This is a genomic window from bacterium (genome assembly GCA_035281585.1).
Taxonomy (GTDB): Bacteria; UBA10199; UBA10199; order DSSB01; family DSSB01; genus DATEDP01.
Genome location: DATEDP010000160.1, coordinates 1 through 19,151, shown reverse-complemented (window position 1 = coordinate 19,151; position 19,151 = coordinate 1). Strand labels below are relative to the sequence as shown.

Sequence of the window (19,151 nt, the reverse complement as noted above, 5' to 3'; positions counted from 1 at the left end):
CGACATTCGGCGGGTGTTGACGAAGATCAAGGTGCTGCGGTGCTCTCGGACGAGCTCGGCGATGCGGTCGTAGATATCCTGCCAAGCCTCTTTCGAGGCCACCGCGGCCAGCTCCTGCTTTGGAATCTCGACCGCGATGTCCAAGGCCCGGCGGTGGCCGGCGTCGAGAATGGCGCAGTCGGGCCGGCCGCCGGCATCGATCCGGCGAGTCCCCACCAAGAATCGGGCGATTTCCTCGATCGGGCGTTGGGTCGCCGAGAGCCCCACCCGCGGCGTCCGCCGGCCGGTCAAGCGGTCGAGCCGCTCCAGCGAAATCGCCAAGTGGGCGCCCCGTTTGTCGCGGGCCACGGCGTGGATCTCGTCGACGATGACGGTGCGGGCTTTGGCGAGCATCTTGCGGCTTTTTTCGGAGCTGACCAGCAAGTAGAGCGATTCGGGCGTGGTGATCAGGATGTGCGGCGGCTTCTTGAGCATGGCCGCCCGCTCGGCCATTCCGGTGTCGCCGGTGCGAACCGCGGTGCGGATCTCGGGCAAGTCGATCCCGCGCTCGGCGGCCAGGGCCTTGAGCTCGGCCAGCGGCTCGTCGAGGTTTTTTCGAATGTCATTGCTCAAGGCTTTGAGCGGCGAGACGTAGACGACGGAAGTCTCGTCCTTCAAGGTCCCTTCGGCTCCCTGCCAAACCAAGCGGTCGATGCAGGCCAAGAAGGCAGCCAAGGTTTTACCGGAACCGGTGGGCGCCGCGATCAGGGTGTCGCGCTCGGCGGCGATCGAGGGCCAGCCGCGAGCCTGGGGCTCGGTGGGAGCTCCGAAACGGGCCACGAACCACTCGGACACCAGCGGATGAAAGGACTGCAGGGCTGGATGCATGGGGCCACGATAGTCGGGAAAAATTCAGAAAACCAGGGAAAGACGCCTGGCTGGAATTGTGCTAGAAAACGCCCATGAACAGGATTCGAAGACTCGCCGTTTTGAGCCTTTTCATCGCCCTGAGCGGCATCACCGGGCTACTTGCCGCCCAGGAAACGGCGACGGTAACGCTGAGCCTTCCCTCCGATTTTTTCCAAAGGGCCTGCCCTTCTCCCTTGTGGAACGGCCTCCCCGTGCAGTGGCTCGGCACCACCGACCGCCGGCCCAGCCCCGAAGTCGGGTTGGAGAGCAAGAAAGAAGGCAAAGACCCAATCGCGGTACTGGCCGCGCCGCCGCCGGCCGAAGCTTTCGATTCGGCCTTGCGCGGTCTTTTCGAGCATTGCGGAATGAAAATCGTCCCGACGGCCGGGTGGCGGATGGCCGCGACCATCGAGGAATTCCACGCCGGCGTCGAGAAAGGCCTGATTTTCGGCAAGGGCAAGGCCAAAAGCCGGATCACCGTCACCGCCGAATCGGAAAATCGCAAGCTCGGCGCCAGCGGCGGCTATGAGTTGGAATTCAAGAAAACCCGCCAAAAATCGTTACGGCGCCTCACCGAGACTTTGAACGAGCTTTTCGCCAAGACTTTGGAGCAGCTGCCCAAATCAACCCAGCTCCGCAGCATGCAGCCTTGATCCCTTTACAAAATCTCGGCCGGCCCCAAGTTTCCCCCGGCGAGCCCTTCGCCGAAAGGCGCCTCGGGCAGGGCCGGCGCCAGCGGCCCAACCGTCGCTTCGCCGGAATAAATCGCGGTCTCACCGCTCGCCAGGATCGCTTCGATCCGGACTTGATAAAGACCGGACAGAAAGCTTCGGCCATCGCTCCGGCTCAAGTGAGTGTAGCCGTCGCGCTGCCAAGTCCGGTAAGCATGGCGGGCGGTTTTCCCGCTGGGGTCGGTGACCTCGATCTCGCCGAGCTCGACCGGCTCGTCGAACTGATGCTCGAAAACCAGAAAGACCCGCGAGGAGCCGTCGGTTTTTCGCTCCCATTGCCGAGCCGTCTTGATTCGGCCCAAGGGCGCCGCCGGCGAATCCGGAAGCAAATCGGCGACACCCTCGACGGCGCTCGCCAATGGCAGGGCGACGAAGGCCGTGAGGATCGAGCTCTCGAAAGTCCCATAGGACATCCAGAGATATCCTTCATCGCCCCAAGTGGTGCCGAAGCTGTTCTGGATCCGATAAGCGCCCAAGCCCTGGCTGGGATCGCCCCGTTCGTCGTCGTAGCCGATCAACAGCATGCCATGGCCGACGAGCTGTCCGGTGTTCTTGTTCACCTCGAAGGGGCCGCTGCCATAAAAGACGTCCGGCCCTTGGAGCTGGCCGAAGCCTTGATAAAGGTGGCCGGCAAAGGCCACTGCTTGGCCGCCGGCCAGGTGGGCCTTGATCAGGTCGCGATCTTGGGGCGAGACCGAAGCCCAGCTGCCGATCCGGAATGCGGGGTCGGCCAAGGTTCCCAAATCGATACCATCCAAATAGGAGCAGGTCGCCTCATAGGGCACGATTGAATTGGCGACGCTGCCGTTCTTGACCATGAAATTGAAGTAGCCCGGATCGGAAGTCCCCTCCGGGCAAGCCTTGCTTTGGGCATTCAACTCCCAAGCGTACATGAAGGCCGCGCTCACCTGATGGGCGGGATCGTCGACGCCCCAATTGCGGCTTTGGTTGACGGTGTAGGTTCCCAAGCCGTAGGCCGCCGACCAGGAAATGCAGGAGCCCGGGGAGCCCTGCTCCGGGCAAAGCGAACAGGGTCCTTGCTGGCCAATCGGCGGGGTATTGCCGAGCAAAATCGACGCCGGCGTCGCCGTGGGCTCCGGCGTCGACAAGGCCTGGGGATGAATGCTTTTGGGAAAGGCGGCGATTTCCTCGTCGCTGGGAAAAACGGCGCCATAAATCGAGACCCCTTCGGTTTGCGGGCCGGAGCCTTGGCAAGCGCCTATCGAAAGAGAAAGCAGTCCCAGAAAGGCGATTCGACGATATTTTCCCACGATTCCTCGCTTTTAATTAACGTTTGGCCATTTGGCCAAACGAGACTATCATCTCCGGATCGAAAAATGTCCCATTAACCCTGAAGGAGGATGCATGAAACGTTCTATCCTAGCACTCGCGATTATTTCGGCGGCCAGCCTGCCCCTGGGACTCCAAGCCGAGGAAAAAAAATCCGCGGCTCCCGAGGCAGCAGTCAGCACCGAATATAACACGATCACCGCCAAGGTGCTCGAAGTCGATCACGCCACTCAGCATTTGACCCTCCAACAAGAAGACGGCACCATCACCAAGCTCACGGTCGATGCCAAGGTGAAAAATTTCAAAAACATCAAGAAGGGCGATTTGGTGAAGGTCGAGAAGATCGAATCCCTGGCCCTGTCCTTGACCAAGAAGGAAAAGGGCGAGAAGCCCTCGGCCGAAGTGGTGACCGAGGCTCAAACCGCTCCCGTCGGCTCCAAGCCCGGCGCCGAGGTCATCAAAGCCCGCCAAATCACCGCCGAAGTGGTCAAGGTCGACCCGGCCAAGAGCCTGCTCGAGTTGAAAGGCCCGGCCGGCAATATCCTGGCCATCAAGGCCAAGGACCCGAAAAACCTCGAGGGCATCAAGAAGGGCGACATGATCGCCGCGACCTATACCGAAGCGGTCGCGGTTTCGGTCGAGCCGATGCCGGCGAAGTAATTTCGCTTATTGGAAAAATTAAAAAAGGGATTTCCCGCTTGGGAAATCCCTTTTTTATTGGAACATCGACAGGCTTACTCGGCGGTCCTCAGGGACAGAGTGCCGGTTGCCACGTTCAAATCGGCGGTTTCGAAAAACTGGATATACAATCGTCCCGCACTATCGTGGCGAAGCGCGGTGATGAGGAAGGTGGCGGTGCCGGTCCCCGACGCCACCTCCACCGGTTCGGAGAAGGTCTGTCCGCCGTCACTGCTTCTCGAATAGGAAAGCTTGTCGAGGCCATTGTTGGCGTCGCTGTCGGTGGAGAAAACCACATCGACCCGGCCTAAGTTATCGACGGCCATATTGCCGAAGATGAGGGGATTGGGTTGGGTCTGCACTGGCACCGCCGGCGCAAAGGAAGCTCCGCCGTCGGTGCTGCGGCGAACGACCATCTCGAAATTGCCGTCACCTTCAAGATCGTCGCTTAGGCTGTAATAGATGTTTCCCGTGGGATCCAAAGCGACCTTGGTGAATGGCGCAGCCGAAACCGATTGGTTCGAGAGGTTCAGCTTACCGCCGAAACTGGCACCGCCATCGGTGCTTATTTCGAAATTAGCCTGATCGAACTCGGCGTCGTAGTAGGAAACATAGACGGTATTTCCGTCAGGGCTGACCGCCACCGTGGGAAAAATGAGCTCATCATGGCCCTCTTCCACCGGAACCGGGCTACTCCAGGTGGCTCCGCCGTCGGTGCTCTTCACGTAGATAATCCCGCCGGTATCGGCAGTGTCGTTCTGAGTGCTGAAAACCACGTGCAAGTCGTCATTGTCGTCGATCGCCATGCTGGTCATGATCTGCGAAACCTCGGGGTCCGAATCGGGAACCAGGTCCACCGGATCGCCAAAAGTTTGGCCTCCGTCGATGCTCGACCGCATCCCCAACCGGGGAGCATCGATGTCCGCGCCGAGCAGCACATGCGGATTGAGCTCCGAATCTAGCTCGATGGCAGCCGCTCCGATGGCGCCGACATTATTGTTGGTGATATTGACCGGATCTCCAAAGCTCCCAAGGTCGAGCGCCTGAGCCAGGAAAACATTGGAAACCGTCCCGGTGCCGTTCGAAAAGATCGACATTTCATGAATCGATCCCTCACCCACTGCGAACTTATTGCTATTGAAGCCCAGGCCGAAATCGAAGGCGACGACGATTTCGATGGGGTCCGGGCCGATCGGCCGCGAGCTTGAGCTCAAAGTCAGGGTGCTGCCGGTCCGGAGGCTGACGAAGGCCTCGGCCGAATTGCCGTCGCTGTCTTCGACCAGAACCGACACCTCGGGCTCGTCGACCGGCAAAGTCGCGGGCGGCGTATAAAGGCCGGTCGCGCTGATGGTGCCGTTGGCATTGCCGCCGGCCACCGACCAGGTGACGTCGTCGCGGTTGGAGGCGAATTGAAGTGTGGTCCCCTTTTCGACGATGGTGGGGCCGATCGGGCTGATGGTCAGGCTCTCGTTGCCACCGCCGCAGCCGGCAATGGCCGAGGCAGCTACAACTATCCCTCCCAAAATTAGGACGCGCAAATTTCGATATTTCATTGGATCCTCATGAAGAAGAAAATGGAGTGCTCATTCCCAGGCGGAATTATGAGGAGGAGATCCGGCCGATGGCCAGAAGAAAAACGCAATTTGGCAGAATCACTGATTTTTTATTGCCGTAACCGCCTGGAACCTTCAAAGTTGGCCGATGATCCGATCCTTAAGCCTCTTGGCCCTCCTGCTACTTCCCTTTTCCAGCGCCCTCGGCGCCGAAGTCCCGGTTTCCGAGACACTGGGGAAATACGGTTTCGATTGGCTGAAGCCCGCTAAGGCCAAATGCGCGGTCCTCACCGAAAAAAACTTAGCCGGCCTCAAATCCTGTCAATACATGAAGGAAGGAGACACCGGCTCCTTCAGCGGCAAGGCCGACTTCTACACCTGTAAAGTCGGCGAAAAAAGCGAGTACATGGTTTATAAAAGTCAGGCCCGCTGCAGCGAAGAGCTGCAAACCATGCAAGCAAACGAACCTTAATGACGTCTGAATTGTGGGGACTTCATTACACGCTTAGGACACTCCGCTCCCCGATTTTTAGCCCCATCGCCCCTGAGTCCCGTGCCGCTCACTCTTTCAAATCCATGTATTTTATCAGTAATTTCTAAATTTCGGCCTCTGGCATAGTGATTGCTAATCCCTCTGTTCGGAGGGCACTATGTCTTGTTCTACGAAAAAGGCCGCTTGCACCGATAGCGGCATCATAAAAGTCGATTTCAGCGATATTTTTAACAGCGCGTCCTGGAAAAGGGCCCGCCGGGAAGCTCTGACCCATGATCCGCTCAAGGGCGCGAAGCATTTCGCCAAAGCTCCGCCTTCGCTGAATCAAGGCAAACCTTCGGAGAAAATCGCCAAGCGCGCCAAGTTCTTCGTCGGCCAAGTCAAGCCCAAGAAGGTCGCGGTGGCTCCGGCCCCGGGGAAAACCGAAACCAAGACCCAGGCCAAGTCGAAGAAGGTCGCGGTTCGGAGCAACGCTTCCGGTTTGGATTATTTCAACAGCCCGGCCTTCATCAAGGCCCGCAATAAGGCCCTGTCCTATGATCCCTTGAAGGGCGCCAAGCACATCGCCAAGGCTCCGCCGGTCTCGGCCAGCCGCCATGCTTCGATCTTGAAGCACTCCAAGCTCGCCAAGCGCAAGCCGGTCCATGCCAAGCCGCAACCCGGGCTTGCCGCGGCCTACGTCTCGCGCCCTGGTCAAACCCCGGTCTTCGAACCGGTCCAGGTAGTGAAGAATCAGGCCCAGCTGAACGCCATGCTCCGCAAAGGCAACATCGACCTGCTCAGCGCGATCGCTTATTGCGACCGCCGCGGCCAGCTTCACACCGGCTCGGTTCTTGAAATTTACTCCATGCTCCCGGCCAAGTCCGAAGCTTAAGAAAAATTGTAGCCCGGTCGGCGAATTGGGTATGATGCGGTCATGACCAATACCAAGGCTTATGCCGCCACCGCTGCCGACCGCCCGCTCGTTCCCTTTTCAATCACTCGTCGCGAGCCCGGGCCCCACGACGTCTTCATCGCGATTCAATACTGCGGGGTTTGTCATTCGGACATCCATACCGCCCGAAGCGAATGGGGGCCCTCGAATTACCCGGTGGTGCCGGGCCATGAGATCGCGGGCATCGTCCGTTCAGTCGGGGCCAAAGTCACCCGCTTCAAGGCCGGCGACAAGGTCGGTGTCGGCTGCTACGTCGACTCCTGCCGAACCTGCCCGCCCTGCCTCAATCATCTGGAGATCTATTGCGAGAAGGGCCCCAACTACACTTACAACAGTTTGGAGAAGGACGGCAAAATCCCAACCCAGGGCGGTTATTCAACTCAAATCGTCGTCGATGAGAATTACGTCCTCCGCATCCCGGAAAATATGCCCTTGGATCGGGCTGGGCCCCTGCTTTGCGCCGGCATTACGACGTATTCGCCGCTGCGCCACTGGAAGGCGGGCCCCGGCAAAAGAGTGGCGGTGATCGGACTCGGCGGTCTTGGTCACATGGCGCTCCAATTCGCCCATGGGATGGGGGCCGAGGTCATCGGGATCAGCCAATCGCTTCGCAAAAAAGAAGACGGTCTGCGCTTCGGCGCCAAGGAATTCTACGCCAGCTCCGATCCCGCGACTTTCGAGAAGCTGGCCAACTCCTTCGATCTCATCGTCAACACCGTGTCGGCCGACATGGATTGGAACCCTTATCTCGGACTGCTGAAACTGGATGGGGTCATGGTGCAGCTCGGGGCTCCGCCCCGCCCGCCTTCCATCCAAGCTTTCCAATTGATCGGCAAGCGGCGAAGCTTGGCCGGCTCCTTAGTGGGCGGATTGGCCGAAACCCAGGAGATGCTCGACTTCTGCGCCAAGCACAACATCCTCCCCGAGATCGAGAAGATTCCCATCCAAGATATCAATGAAGCCTATGAGAGGATGATCCGCGGCGACGTTCGTTACCGCTTCATGATCGACATCCAATCTTTGGGATAAGCGTTTCGGTTTCAGCCCGGTAGGATCTTCCCGCGAATCTCTTGACGCATCGTCTCGAGATCGGCGTCAGTGATCGGCCGGCCGAGGTGCTGCCAGCGCTGGAGCACCTCGCTGCAAGGTCCCTGGATCTTCATGCTGAGTTTCAAGGTGGATAAGCCGGTCTCGCGCGCAAGCCGATCGAGGAATTCCGGGGTGATGAGTTGGGAGGTTTTTTCCCAATAGCCTTCTTGGTGCTGAGCGGCCGAAGCCGACATAGCCGAAGGAGAAGCCTGCCCCTGCGGCGGCCGGGCGCGGCGAGTGTCCTCGGAATCGCCAAAAAAATCCATCACCCCATCAAAAATTTCCTCGAACAAATCGAAAAGTCCCAAAGCTCCGCCTTAAATTTCAATTTTCGGAATATTATTGGAGGGCGGTCCGCATGTCGGGACCTTGGCCAAAAACCGGGCGAATCATGTCGGGGCCCTGGCCGGCCGGGAAAATCATGTCGGGCCCTTGGCCGAAAAGCGGCCGGATCATGTCGGGACCCTGGCCGGTTATCATGTCCGGACCTTGACCGAAAAGCGCCCGGTGAGCGCCGCCACGGCTGATCATGTCCGGTCCCTGACCGATCATATCGGGACCTTGGCCGATCATGTCCGGGCCTTGGCCGCGGAAGGCGCGCGGTCCGGCGGTCAAGGAAGCGAATTGCAAGGAAGTGCCGCGCAAGGAAGAGGTCAAGCGGGACCAGGCCAAGGACTCGCCTTGACGGGCAAAGCTTTCCAAAGCTTGGCTTTGGGCTTCGAACCGCGAGCCCAGGGAAGTCCGGGCAACTCGTGCGCCGACGTTGGCCTGGAGCAAGAGAGCCACCGAGTCGATCGCTGCCGAAGCGGCATCGGTCGGAGCGCGCAGGCCGACGGCAACTTCAAGCTGCCGGCCCAAAGCGATACCGGCCAAGGAGCCGCCTTGGACCAAGAGGCCACGAGACGCCGCGGGAGCACCCACGGCGGCGCGACCAACCGCATTGGCGCCGAATTTAAAAGCGCCAAGGGTGATGGCGAGACTTGCCAGCTCGCGAAGATTGGTGTCGGCACTCCAGGACTGGCTGCCCGGCGCCATCAGCTCCGTGATTCCTTTGGCGGTAGCCCAAACGGCGGGGACTTCCATCGAAAATGCCCCGGCGGTCGCCAAATAACGTGCGCCGAGCACGGCCTGGCCCGGGGAGGCCAAGCGCGCCAAAAGCGCAGCCCGACCGGCATTGAAAACCCAACTTCCTGTGGCGAAAGCCGCGATGAAAGCCGGATTGCTGACTTCATGGGTAAAGCGGCTGAGTTGGTATTCGGCCCGGGCACCAACGGTTCCGGCACCGCCGAGCACCGCCAAGCGACCTTGCGCCCTTTGTCGAAGGTCTTCGCTTAAGCTCAGATCGGCCGGATTCTCGCTAATGAAGCGATAAGCCAAAGCGGCGGCCGCGGGGCGATGGGCCCTTTCCTCGCGACCGGCCCAATTCAGGAGGCCCAAAGCTAGGAGCTCGGGATCCGACTCGGCCCGCAAAGAGGCGAGTTCACGGTGGGACGTCGCGGATAACTCCACCTCGGAAGCAAAATTTCCGGGAAGCAAGGAGGCTCTCGAAGGAATAGCCTCGCGATTGGCGAGGTCGAGCCGAATAGTATTTCCGAAATCCGTCATAACGCTGCCCTATTTTGAGAACGCCTTCCTGATTTTTTCCCTGACTCAAAATCAAGAAACTGCGGCGTCGGACGATTCGGTAATTATGCGAAGGCTACTCAAGGGAGGGGGGCTTGGCAAGTGTTTGTGCAAATAAATGAGCGATTATTTGTAATGAAATCATTACAAGCACTTAGACTGTACTTTTTAATTAACGCCTCGGCTTCGAGGCTTAAGTTATTAATTTATAATGATTTATTTTTTATTTTGGCTTGGCGGGAAAGGCCCCCTCGGGAGCGTACCAATCTTTCACTTCCACCCCGGTGGACATCTGACCGGGCCGGACTTCGACCGGGATCAGCGAGTGGTCCTTGCAGCCGGCGTGCAGCCCGCAAGGCACAGCCCGGCTATAGCCACCCTGTAGACTGCCCTCTTCCAAAGGGTAAGCCACGACGAGGTAGGTCCCTGGAACCAGGCTGCTAAAGGTAAAGGATGATTGACCTTTTTTGGTTCGAATCTTACGGAATTGTGTCCAATTTCCCTGCACAAAAGCATAGACGTCGAGGGCGGGAACTTCGTCGCTGGGATAGGAAATCCGGCCGCTCAGGGAGCCTAGCTGGACCGGGGGGCCGCCCTGAGCCAGGGCCGGGGGAGCCACCGCCAGCAGCAAGATCAAGCCCAAACCGGCGGCCAGCTCCCGCTCGATCCGACGGTCCGGAATCAGCCAAGAGACGGCGACCAAAACGTAAATCCCGCAGGAGGCCCAGGGGACCCAAAGGGCTATTCCAACCGCTACTATATAAAGAAGCGTCGACAGCTTGGCCTTGCGGTCCCGGCCAACGGCTCGATCCAGGCTGGAGCTTCGATCATGAGTCGCCACTAGCTGGCGTTCCAGAATGTAATAGGCCACGCTGGCGCCCAGCAGCACCACGCCATAAAAGAAGGCCGGCCAAGCGGCGAAGTTGTTCTCGCCCATCCAGCCGGTGACGAAAGGGATGAGTGAAAGCCAAAACAGCAAGTGCAAATTGGCCCACAGCACTCGGCCGTTCACCTTTTGCACCGCTTGAAAGAGGTGGTGGTGGTTGTTCCAGTAGATTCCGAGGTGGATGAAACTCAGCAAGTAGCTCAGGAATACCGGGATCAGCGGTCGGAGCGAAGCGAGGTCGGTGCCGTGGGGAACCTTCATCTCCAGGACCATGATGGTGATGACAATGGCGAGGACGCCGTCGCTGAATGCCTCGAGGCGGGATTTGCTCAAGCCCATCTCCTTCCGGACCCTTGTATCAAAGAATCCGATAGACTCCAATCCTGCGCTTACCCATAATCGGCCGGCACTCTCCCAAGCCAAGGAGTATTCATGTCACGAAATGGAAAACTTTCGGCTCTCGTCCTGAGCGCCTTCCTTCTGGCCGCATTCGACGCGACCGCCGCCAACTTGACGGCCACCCCCACCGGCGGAGACTGTTCGGGCGGAACCGGCGGGCTTCAGGAATGCCTGGACGTCGCGGTCGACAACGGCGAGGCCGATACGATCACCTTGGAAGCCGGCACCTACAACGAAGGCACCTACACCTACAATGCCGCCATTCCCGGCGAGGACTTCTCGCTGACCCTGGCCGGGCCGGCCGGCGGCGGAGCCATCATCGACGGCGAAGACACCGTCCTGGGGCTTGACCTCATCGCCTCGGGCGGGGGCGATAGCAACACCGTCTTCACCATCCAGGGATTGACCTTCGTCAATGGCGCCGACGACGCCGTGCAAGTCTCGACCGTCGACGCCGATACGGTCGTTGAAGACAGCGTATTCCGCGACAACAACGGCACCATCGGCGGCGCCCTCAACATCCAAAGCAGCGACGAGGGAAGCGTGACGGTGCGCAACAGCACCTTCAGCGACAACTTCGCCGACTCGGCCGGCGGCGGCCTCTTCGTCTCGGTGACCCTGGGGAATGTCACGATCGAAAACAACCTTTTCGAGCGGAACAGCAGCAATACCTTCGAAGGCGGCGCCATCAACGTCGAAACCGAAGGAGTCGACTCGACCTTGATCATCGCCAACAACGTTTTCTCCCAAAATGAGTCGGGAGCCGATGGCGGCGCCGGCTTCCTCGAGGTCGAGGACACCGGAAGCGCCTTCATCATCAACAACACGATCGTCGGGAATACGGCCGCGGGCGATGGCGGCGGCTTCCAGGTCTTCGCGGACTCCACCACCCAATTCAACGTTTACAATAATATTTTCTTTGAAAATTCGGCCGGCGCCCTCGGTGACGACCTCCAAATCGCCGAAACCGGCGCCGCCATCGCTCTGTTCAATAATCTCTACAGCGAGGTCGACATCGCCTGCAACGGCGGCGGCACCGGCTGCATCAGTGAAGGCGGCAACATCGTCGGCGAGGATCCGCTCTTCGTGGATTCGGCCGCCGGCGACTTCCATTTGACCGCCGATTCGCCGGCCCGCGATTCCGGCGATCCGGCCGCGCCCGAGATGCCCTCGACCGACTTCGACGGCAACCCCCGTCCCGACCAGCCCGGAACCAACCCCGACATGGGAGCCTTCGAATTCCAGGCGCCGATCCCGACCCCGACGCCCACTCCGACTCCGACGGTGGGCCCCCAACCCGAGATCAGCGGCGGAGGCTGCAACCTCGGCGGGAGCGCGGCCTCGGCGGGTTCGGTTATTGGGCTTGGCTTGAGCTTCCTGGCATTCGGCGCCTTGCGCCGACGGCACTAAGTTCAGCTTTCCAAAGCGAGAAAGGGCCGGGAGTAGAGCACCCGGCCCTTTTTCTTTTTCAAGAAATTCGGCCGAAGCTCGATCGCCATGAAGTGAGGGCCCGAGTAGGGCGAGGAAAAAGGCTCAGCGAGCTTCGGCGAAAAGCCCAGCTTGCCGTAAAAGCCGGGGTTTCCCAAGACAAACACCGCCGGAAATCCCTTCCGCCGGCATTGTTCCAGCCCTTCGCCGAGCAAGGCTTGGCCGATCCCCCGCCGCTGCTTGGCCGGATGCACCGCCATCGGCGCCAAGGCCAGGACCGGAAGCAATTCGGCGTCTCGTTGGAGATCGATCTCGCTGAAGAAAATATGGCCGGCCACTTCGCCGGCTTCCTCGGCAATCCAGGAGAGACGGCTATAGCCCCCCTCTTCCAAGGCTCGAATCAAAGAAGCCTCGGCCTCGCCGCCGAAGGCCCGGCGATGGAGGGCCAGGATGGCCTCGAGATCCTCGGGCTTGGCTTCGCGCATCGTGATGGGGCCGATTTGCCGGATCATTCTTCGGGCTTGGCCAGTCGCGGCAGCAAAGTGGTGGCCTTCTGGATCCCGATGAAATCGAGACGTTCCTCGGCCCGGGTGACGGCGACGTAAAGCAAGTTGCACTCTTCGTCGCTCGAAGCCTTGTAGTTTTCTTCCGAGGGTTCGACGATCAATACGTTGCGAAACTCCAAGCCCTTGACCTGGTGGACATTGGTCACGGTAATCCCGGGCGAGAAATCGAATTGCTCGCGATGGCCCAAGCGGACCGCTGGGTAGCCGATCTTCCGCAGCTCCTCGAGGAGCTGAACCGCCTGCTTGGGCCAACGGCAGATGATCGCCGAGAGGGCCTTGGCGCTGTCCTTTTGGCGGGACGCGATCCATTGGCCGATCCGCAAGGCCAACAGGGTTGGATTCTCGACCCGGCGGAAAGTCGGGATCGGCCCCCTTCGGCCCGAAGAGACGTTCTCGGATCGGGAGAAGCGCTGGCCCCGCAGATGCTCGGCGACTTCCATGATCTCGAGGGTCGAGCGGAAGGAAACCGTGAGCGCGATCGGCATGGTGTCGGTGAAGCCGGCGTCCTTGAGCAGCTCGTTCCAGCCGCCAAAATCCCGGCCGCCGACGATCTTTTGGGCGACATCGCCGACGATCGTCACGGTGCGCTCGTGGTCCAGGGCGTTGAGCAGGGCCCGGATCTCGACGCTGCCGAAGTCCTGGGCCTCATCGATCACGATGTGATCGCAGATCCCGAGCGACTTCGGCGATTTGGCCGGATAATAGCCGTGCTCGGCATAAACCAAGTGGAGCAGCAAAGGATCGTCTTGCGGCTCGCAAACTTTTTGTTCGACCTGCTGCTTGAGCTGGGAACGCACTAGGTCCCAGCGACGCCAGAGCAAGTCCTGTTTCAGCAAGTCGCGGTAGAACCCGAAGAGATCGTCGACGAAGCTTTGCTCGGGGCGGTGGGGCTGGCGCGAGACGTAATCCAAAAGCGCTTGCAGGCAAAGGCTGGAGGACTTGAAAAGCTCGAGCTCCCGACCCTTCTCCACCGGGCCCCGGGGCCTTGGACCGACCAGGTCGTTGGCCAAGTCGCCGGCCCATTGGGAAAAGGTCCGCAGCTGAACCGAGGGAATTTTCAGCTCCGGCATGGTCGTCTCGACATAGGCCTTGAGCGAGCGGTTGAACATCACTACCAGACACTTTTCGGGCCGGGCATCGCTGTTGTCCTCGTGGAGGAGCCATGCCAAACGGTGCAGGGCCACCGTGGTCTTTCCGCTCCCGGCGATGCCCTGGATGACGATCGGCTTTTGGGGATTCTTGGTGATGAGCTTGAATTGCTCGGCGGTGATCAGCGAGAGGATCGGCGGCAGATGTCCGTCGTGCTCCTCGCCGCGGGAAAGGGCCGGATGGAGCGACTGGATTTTCCAGCCTTCGCCGGATCGGGCGATCACGCCTTCGGCGGTCTCGATGCTTTGCAAATGGTCCTCGACCCCGTGGTAGGCCCGCCGCAGCTCGATGAAGCCTTCGTGCTCCTGGCCCTGGATCGTCTCGCAAAACTCCTCGCCTTGACGATAGTCGTAGTAAAGCTTGCTGATCGGCGCCTTCCGCCAATCGATGATCCGCTGCTCCGGGAAGCTGGCGGTGCTCAGCTTGAACTCGATCGCCCGCCCGCCCTCGTTGAGGATCACCCGGGCGAAATAGGGCTGCTCGGCTAGGGACTCCAGATCGGAGGATTTATTCTTGCGCAAGCGAGCCAAGCCGTGCGCCACGGCTTCGTCGCTGGCCAAGGCCGCCTTATCCTCATCGCGGCGGGCGGCCACGATTTGGCTGGTCAAATCCCGGGCTGTCTTGCGGTCGGACTCGAAATCGCTCTTGGTCTGCCGCATCTCGCTCAAAATGGCCGAATGGACTTCGCGCCAAAGCTCTTCCTCGCTTTGACCAAGCTCCTGTGCATCTTTTTCGGTAAGCGCCATGGTGGCCTCTTTCACCAAATCTCTTTGTCACTTGTCAAGGGAGTGCATACAATCGTGAGGTGGCCACTTATAGCGACTGTCTCGAAATGATCGGCAACACGCCCACCGTCGAGCTGACCAAGTTCGACACCGGGCCTTGCCGGCTGTTCCTCAAGCTGGAGAATCAAAACCCCGGCGGATCGATCAAGGACCGCATCGCCCTGTCGATGATCGAGGCCGCCGAAGCCGACGGCCGGCTCAAGCCCGGCGGGACCATCGTCGAAGCGACCGCCGGCAACACCGGCATCGGCCTGGCCCTGGTCGCCAAACTCAAGGGCTACCGCATCGTCCTGGTCATTCCCGACAAGATGAGCCGCGAAAAAATCGAGTACCTCAAGGCGATGGGCGCCGAGATCCTCATCACCCGGTCCGACGTGGCCAAGGGCCATCCCGAATACTATCAGGAGATGGCCGAGCGAATCGCCGGCGAGACCGGCGGTTTCTACGTCAACCAATTCGGCAACCCGGCCAACCCGCTGGCCCACGAAACCTCGACCGGCCCCGAGATCTGGTCCCAGCTCGGCCACGACCTTGACGCCATCGTGGTCGGGGTCGGCTCTTCCGGGACGATGACCGGCCTCACCCGCTTCTTTCAAAAAGTGTCGCCCTCGCTCGAGTTCATCCTGGCCGATCCCGAGGGCTCGATCTTGGCCGAGTATGTCGCGACCGGCCGGATCTCTCACCAAGCCGGCTCTTGGCTAGTCGAAGGCATCGGCGAGGATTTCGTCCCGCCGATCGCCGATTTTTCGATGACCAAGAAGGCTTACAGCATCAGCGACCGGGAGAGCTTCGCCCTGGCCCGGGACCTCCTGACCCGCGAGGGCATTTTCGCCGGGTCCTCCACCGGCACCCTGTTGGCGGCGGCGCTCCGATATTGCCGGGAGCAGAAGGCTCCCAAGCGGGTCCTCACCTTCGCCTGCGACAGCGGCAGCCGCTATCTCTCCAAGATGTTCAGCAATGCCTGGATGCGGGACCTGGGCTTCATTTCCGAGGATTCCCACGGCGATCTCCGGGATCTGATTTCCCGGAAGCACGAAGAGCATGCGACGGTTTTCGTCACGCCCGAGGATACCATCAAGACCGCCTACGGCCGGATGAAGCTCCACGACGTCTCCCAGGTCCCGGTCTTGGACGGCGACCGCATCGTCGGCCTGGTCGACGAATCCGACGTCCTCTTCGCGATCTTCGGCAAGCGCACCCAATTCGACGCCGGGGTCCATGAAGTGATGAACACCCACTTGTTCAAGCTCAAGCCTTCGGACGGCTTGCAAGCGGTGATCGAGCTGTTCAAGCGGGGCTTCGTCGCCATCGTCGAGGACGATGACGGGGCCTTCCTCGGCATCATCACCAAGATCGACCTCCTGAACTATCTCCGGCGAGGCAAGAAATGACCCGAAAGAAGCTCGGATTCACCACCCGCCAAATCCACGCCGGCCAGCCGCCCGATCCCTTGACCGGCGCGGTGGCGGTGCCGATCTACCAAACCTCGACCTACGCCCAGGAGAGTCCGGGCCAGCACAAGGGCTTCGAATACTCCCGCTCCCAAAATCCGACTCGCTTTGCCTACGAGGCCTGCGTCGCCGATCTCGAGGAAGGCCGGGCCGGCTTCGCTTTTGCCTCGGGCCTGGCCGCGATGAGCACGATCCTCGATTTGCTGGACACCGGCTCCCACGTGCTGGCCCTCGACGATCTTTACGGCGGGTCTTTCCGGCTCTTCGAGAACGTGCGCCGGCGCTCGGCGGGGCTCAGCTTCAGCTTTTTGGATTTCTCGGACGAGTCGGCGCTGGAGGCCGCGATTCGTCCCGAGACCAAGATGATCTGGATCGAGACGCCTTCCAATCCCCTGCTCAAGATCGTCGACCTCCAGAAGGTCGCCGCCCTCGCCAAGCGGCGCGGCCTGATCTCGGTCTGCGACAACACCTTCGCCAGCCCCTACTTGCAAAGGCCGATCCCGCTGGGTTTCGATATCAGCGTTCACAGCGCCACCAAATACCTCAACGGCCATTCGGATATGGTCGGCGGCGTGGCGGTCGTGGGCGAAAAGACCGAGCTGGCCGAGCGGCTGAAATTTCTGCAAAACGCCGTCGGCGGCATCGCCGGCCCCTTCGATGCCTTTTTGGCGATGCGCGGGCTTAAGACCCTATCGTTGCGAATGGAAGCTCACTGCCGCAACGCCGCCGAGCTCGCTGGCTGGCTGGCCAAGCACCCCAAAGTCGATCAAGTCTACTATCCGGGCCTTCCCTCTCATCCGGGCCACGCGATCGCCAAACGCCAAATGCTCCATTTTGGCGGCATGATCGGAATCGATCTCAAGGGCGGCTTGGAGGATGTCCGCCGTTTTCTCGAGCGTTGCGAGCTCTTCACCCTGGCCGAAAGCCTCGGCGGCGTCGAAAGCCTGATCGAGCATCCCGCCATCATGACCCACGCTTCGATTCCTCAGGCCACTCGGGAAAAAATCGGCATCCGCGACGGCTTCGTCCGGCTCAGCGTCGGCATCGAAAATGGCGAGGATTTGCTTCGAGATCTGGCTCGAGCCTTGGGCTAAGTGGTCATTATTACATGATATTTACCTTAGGGCCAAGCCCCACCCCAAATTCAGGCCATGCCCGATGGCAATTAATATCCAATCTGTTTCAATGACCTCATCCTTTCATTTTGAAAGGAGGAGACTATGAATAAAATAAGCACATTACTAATCGGAACCTTGTTTCTAAGCACCATCCCGCTGGCTCGGGCCGATATGCCGGCCTTGCAATCGTCGGTGGTGGCCGAGGAGAAGGCGGTCCAAGTCGACAGCAACACGATCCTGCGGCAAATCTCCTATAAAGGAAGCGATCCGTTGGCGGTCGGCGACCCATTGGGCAATGGACCGGTGACGCCGAAACATGATGCCGGCCCGCCCTTGACCCAGCGCCTGAGCTACGGCCCGGATTGTCAGGACGAGGCCTGTGCCCGCGCCATGAAGCGCTGGAACTCGCCAACCACCTGGCAACACGACCGGGCGACCGGACTGTCGATCGGTTGGGGAAATGAATAGGTAAAAAAACCAATCAAAGGTTATAAAAGTTCGGCATGGAAGAGATTCCTGCCGAACTTTTTCCTATCCAAGCCGCGAGCGACACCGCGTTTCCCGAGCTTCATCGCGAGGATTGGTTGCTGCAGAGCATGGCGATCGAGCCGATTTCCCCCGCGGCGGTGCGGGCTTATGCCAACCGGCGTTTCCTGCTCTACTCCCTTCTCTTCGTGGCCCTCATCGTCTTGCCCGGCCTTATATTGGGGCTGAATTTTCTATTGGAGCGCGGCTGGCCCCTTTGGCTGGTTCGGACCGGTATCTTTCTGACCTTGGGCGCCTTTTTTCTTTTTTTCTTCGCAATCCTGGCCGTGCTCCTTTCGCGATTCCGAGCGATCAAGCATCTCGGCATTGCGCCGGCGAAACCGGGCCAAGGCTCGTCCCAGGACGCTTCGATGCTGGCCAAACGCCATGGCCGGATTTTGGAATATGGCGTCCTCGACTCCGAAAACTTTTGGCGCTACGCCAAGCCCTTTCCCGTTTTTCGGATCGAGAATCGCGGCGGACAATTCTTCGCCAGTCCCGGCTTGCCGCCGCGGGTTCACGGTCTCTTGAGCCGCCTGCCCACCGAAAAAATATGGAACCGGCTGAGAATCCAGAGCGGCCCCCAAGGAGTTCAGACTTCCCGGCCGGTTGGCCGAGCCGGATACTTCCTTCAGGATCTTTGGCTACTCGAAGAAATGTTGAATGTTCTGGAAAAAAGCTCACAATGAGCCCCATGGAAGCCTGGCCCGCCATCCCCTATCCGGAGTGGGAAAAGACCTGCGCCACTCTCCAGCTCTGGACCCAAATTGTCGGTAAAATTCGTTTGGCCTTCACCCCTTGGGTCAATCATTCCTGGCATGTCGTGCTTTATTTGACGCCGCGAGGCTTGACCACTTCGCCGATCCCTTACCGAGGCGGCGCTTTTCAGATCGATTTCGATTTTCTTTCCCAAGAGCTGAGCATCGAAAGCAACATGGCCGACTCTCGACGGCTCCGGCTGCGGCCTCAATCGGTGGCCGATTTTTACGCCGAGCTGATGGCCCTGCTCGCCGAGCTTCGCATCGAAGTCCATATCGACCGGTTGCCCAACGAAGTGGCCGAGCCAATCCGCTTCGATGAGGACAAAGTCCACCGCGACTACGAAGGCGCCGCCGCCCAGCGCTTCCACCGGGCCCTGCTTTCCTCTTATTTAGTGCTCAGCGAATTCCGCAGCGGCTTTTTGGGCAAAGTCTCGCCGGTGCATTTCTTCTGGGGAAGCTTCGACCTGGCGGTGACCCGGTTTTCGGGGAAAACCGCGCCCTTGCATCCCGGCGGCCATCCAGGCCTACCCGACGCGGTCAGCCGCGAAGCCTATTCCCATGAAGTTTCCAGTGCCGGCTTTTGGCCGGGCAACGGCGGGCTCGGCTATCCGGCCTTCTATTCCTATGCCTATCCCCAACCCGAGGCTTATCCGAGCCAAGCAGTGGCCCCGGCGGCGGCCTTCTATGACAAAGGTTTGGGGGAATTTCTCCTGCCCTACGATGCGGTTCGAACCGCGGCCGATCCCGCGGCCACCTTGCTTGAATTCCTCGAAACGACCTACCGGGCCGCGGCCGAAACCGGCC

At 60.0% G+C, this 19,151-nt stretch carries 18 protein-coding genes and 1 pseudogene; 11 read left to right on the top strand and 8 right to left on the bottom strand.

Annotated elements, in window-relative coordinates; translation table 11 throughout:
- Nucleotides 1-867: DEAD/DEAH box helicase (locus tag VJR29_14405; protein HKY64594.1), on the bottom strand; the 867-nt coding region annotated here is incomplete at its 3' end.
- 74 nt (nt 868-941) lie between these two features.
- Here VJR29_14405 and VJR29_14400 point away from each other — a divergent pair.
- Nucleotides 942-1,541, top strand: coding sequence for a YajG family lipoprotein (locus VJR29_14400; protein HKY64593.1), 600 nt, complete (start codon nt 942-944; stop codon nt 1,539-1,541).
- Between the two features lie 5 nt (nt 1,542-1,546).
- Here the strand turns inward: VJR29_14400 and VJR29_14395 are convergent, their stop codons facing one another.
- The gene (locus VJR29_14395; GenBank protein HKY64592.1) at nt 1,547-2,890 is read right to left on the bottom strand and encodes a C1 family peptidase; all 1,344 of its coding nucleotides are present in this window, start codon (nt 2,888-2,890) and stop codon (nt 1,547-1,549) included.
- 94 nt (nt 2,891-2,984) lie between these two features.
- Here VJR29_14395 and VJR29_14390 point away from each other — a divergent pair, with 94 nt between their 5' ends.
- Nucleotides 2,985-3,569 (top strand): hypothetical protein, encoded by a 585-nt coding sequence (locus VJR29_14390; protein ID HKY64591.1) that lies wholly within the window; start codon nt 2,985-2,987, stop codon nt 3,567-3,569.
- A gap of 74 nt (nt 3,570-3,643) precedes the next feature.
- Here the strand turns inward: VJR29_14390 and VJR29_14385 are convergent, their stop codons facing one another.
- A complete protein-coding gene (locus VJR29_14385; GenBank protein HKY64590.1) occupies nt 3,644-5,140 on the bottom strand; it encodes a sialidase family protein in 1,497 nt (498 codons plus the stop codon).
- 148 nt (nt 5,141-5,288) lie between these two features.
- Between VJR29_14385 and VJR29_14380 the strand changes: the two genes are divergently transcribed.
- The 3 genes from VJR29_14380 to VJR29_14370 all read left to right on the top strand — a co-directional run bounded on the left by VJR29_14380 (nt 5,289) and on the right by VJR29_14370 (nt 7,596).
- Nucleotides 5,289-5,612 carry a hypothetical protein gene (locus VJR29_14380; protein ID HKY64589.1) on the top strand — a complete coding sequence of 108 codons (324 nt, stop codon included), beginning with the start codon at nt 5,289-5,291 and terminating at the stop codon, nt 5,610-5,612.
- A 178-nt stretch (nt 5,613-5,790) separates the two neighbouring features.
- Entirely contained in the window at nt 5,791-6,507 is a 717-nt protein-coding gene (locus tag VJR29_14375; GenBank protein ID HKY64588.1) for a hypothetical protein, read from the top strand.
- Between the two features lie 42 nt (nt 6,508-6,549).
- On the top strand, nt 6,550-7,596 hold the full coding sequence (locus VJR29_14370) for an NAD(P)-dependent alcohol dehydrogenase (protein HKY64587.1): 1,047 nt from the start codon (nt 6,550-6,552) through the stop codon (nt 7,594-7,596).
- Between the two features lie 11 nt (nt 7,597-7,607).
- Here the strand turns inward: VJR29_14370 and VJR29_14365 are convergent, their stop codons facing one another.
- The 3 genes and pseudogenes from VJR29_14365 to VJR29_14355 all read right to left on the bottom strand — a co-directional run bounded on the left by VJR29_14365 (nt 7,608) and on the right by VJR29_14355 (nt 10,498).
- Nucleotides 7,608-7,964, bottom strand: a complete 357-nt coding sequence (locus VJR29_14365; protein HKY64586.1) for a hypothetical protein — start codon at nt 7,962-7,964, stop codon at nt 7,608-7,610.
- A 31-nt stretch (nt 7,965-7,995) separates the two neighbouring features.
- Nucleotides 7,996-9,165: a hypothetical protein gene (locus tag VJR29_14360; protein ID HKY64585.1), complete on the bottom strand. Its 1,170-nt coding sequence runs from the start codon at nt 9,163-9,165 to the stop codon at nt 7,996-7,998.
- 760 nt (nt 9,166-9,925) lie between these two features.
- Nucleotides 9,926-10,498, bottom strand: a pseudogene (locus VJR29_14355) (TMEM175 family protein).
- Nucleotides 10,499-10,597: 99 nt separating this feature from the next.
- Between VJR29_14355 and VJR29_14350 the strand changes: the two are divergent.
- Complete coding sequence (locus VJR29_14350) at nt 10,598-11,974, top strand: choice-of-anchor Q domain-containing protein (protein HKY64584.1); 1,377 nt, start codon at nt 10,598-10,600, stop codon at nt 11,972-11,974.
- A gap of 2 nt (nt 11,975-11,976) precedes the next feature.
- Here the strand turns inward: VJR29_14350 and VJR29_14345 are convergent, their stop codons facing one another.
- Nucleotides 11,977-12,504, bottom strand: a complete 528-nt coding sequence (locus VJR29_14345) for an N-acetyltransferase (protein ID HKY64583.1) — start codon at nt 12,502-12,504, stop codon at nt 11,977-11,979.
- Nucleotides 12,501-14,453, bottom strand: a complete 1,953-nt coding sequence (locus VJR29_14340) for a 3'-5' exonuclease (GenBank protein HKY64582.1) — start codon at nt 14,451-14,453, stop codon at nt 12,501-12,503. Before VJR29_14340 ends, VJR29_14345 begins: the two co-directional genes overlap by 4 nt.
- Before the next feature lie 86 nt (nt 14,454-14,539).
- Here VJR29_14340 and VJR29_14335 point away from each other — a divergent pair, with 86 nt between their 5' ends.
- The 5 genes from VJR29_14335 to VJR29_14315 all read left to right on the top strand — a co-directional run.
- Entirely contained in the window at nt 14,540-15,883 is a 1,344-nt protein-coding gene (locus VJR29_14335) for a cystathionine beta-synthase (GenBank protein ID HKY64581.1), read from the top strand.
- Nucleotides 15,880-17,037, top strand: a complete 1,158-nt coding sequence (locus VJR29_14330) for a PLP-dependent aspartate aminotransferase family protein (GenBank protein HKY64580.1) — start codon at nt 15,880-15,882, stop codon at nt 17,035-17,037. The genes VJR29_14335 and VJR29_14330 overlap by 4 nt, the downstream gene beginning before the upstream one ends.
- A 126-nt stretch (nt 17,038-17,163) precedes the next feature.
- The gene (locus VJR29_14325) at nt 17,164-17,529 is read left to right on the top strand and encodes a hypothetical protein (protein HKY64579.1); all 366 of its coding nucleotides are present in this window, start codon (nt 17,164-17,166) and stop codon (nt 17,527-17,529) included.
- A gap of 35 nt (nt 17,530-17,564) precedes the next feature.
- On the top strand, nt 17,565-18,275 hold the full coding sequence (locus VJR29_14320; protein ID HKY64578.1) for a hypothetical protein: 711 nt from the start codon (nt 17,565-17,567) through the stop codon (nt 18,273-18,275).
- A 5-nt stretch (nt 18,276-18,280) separates the two neighbouring features.
- The coding region (locus VJR29_14315; protein HKY64577.1) for a DUF5996 family protein at nt 18,281-19,151 on the top strand (871 nt) is incomplete at its 3' end.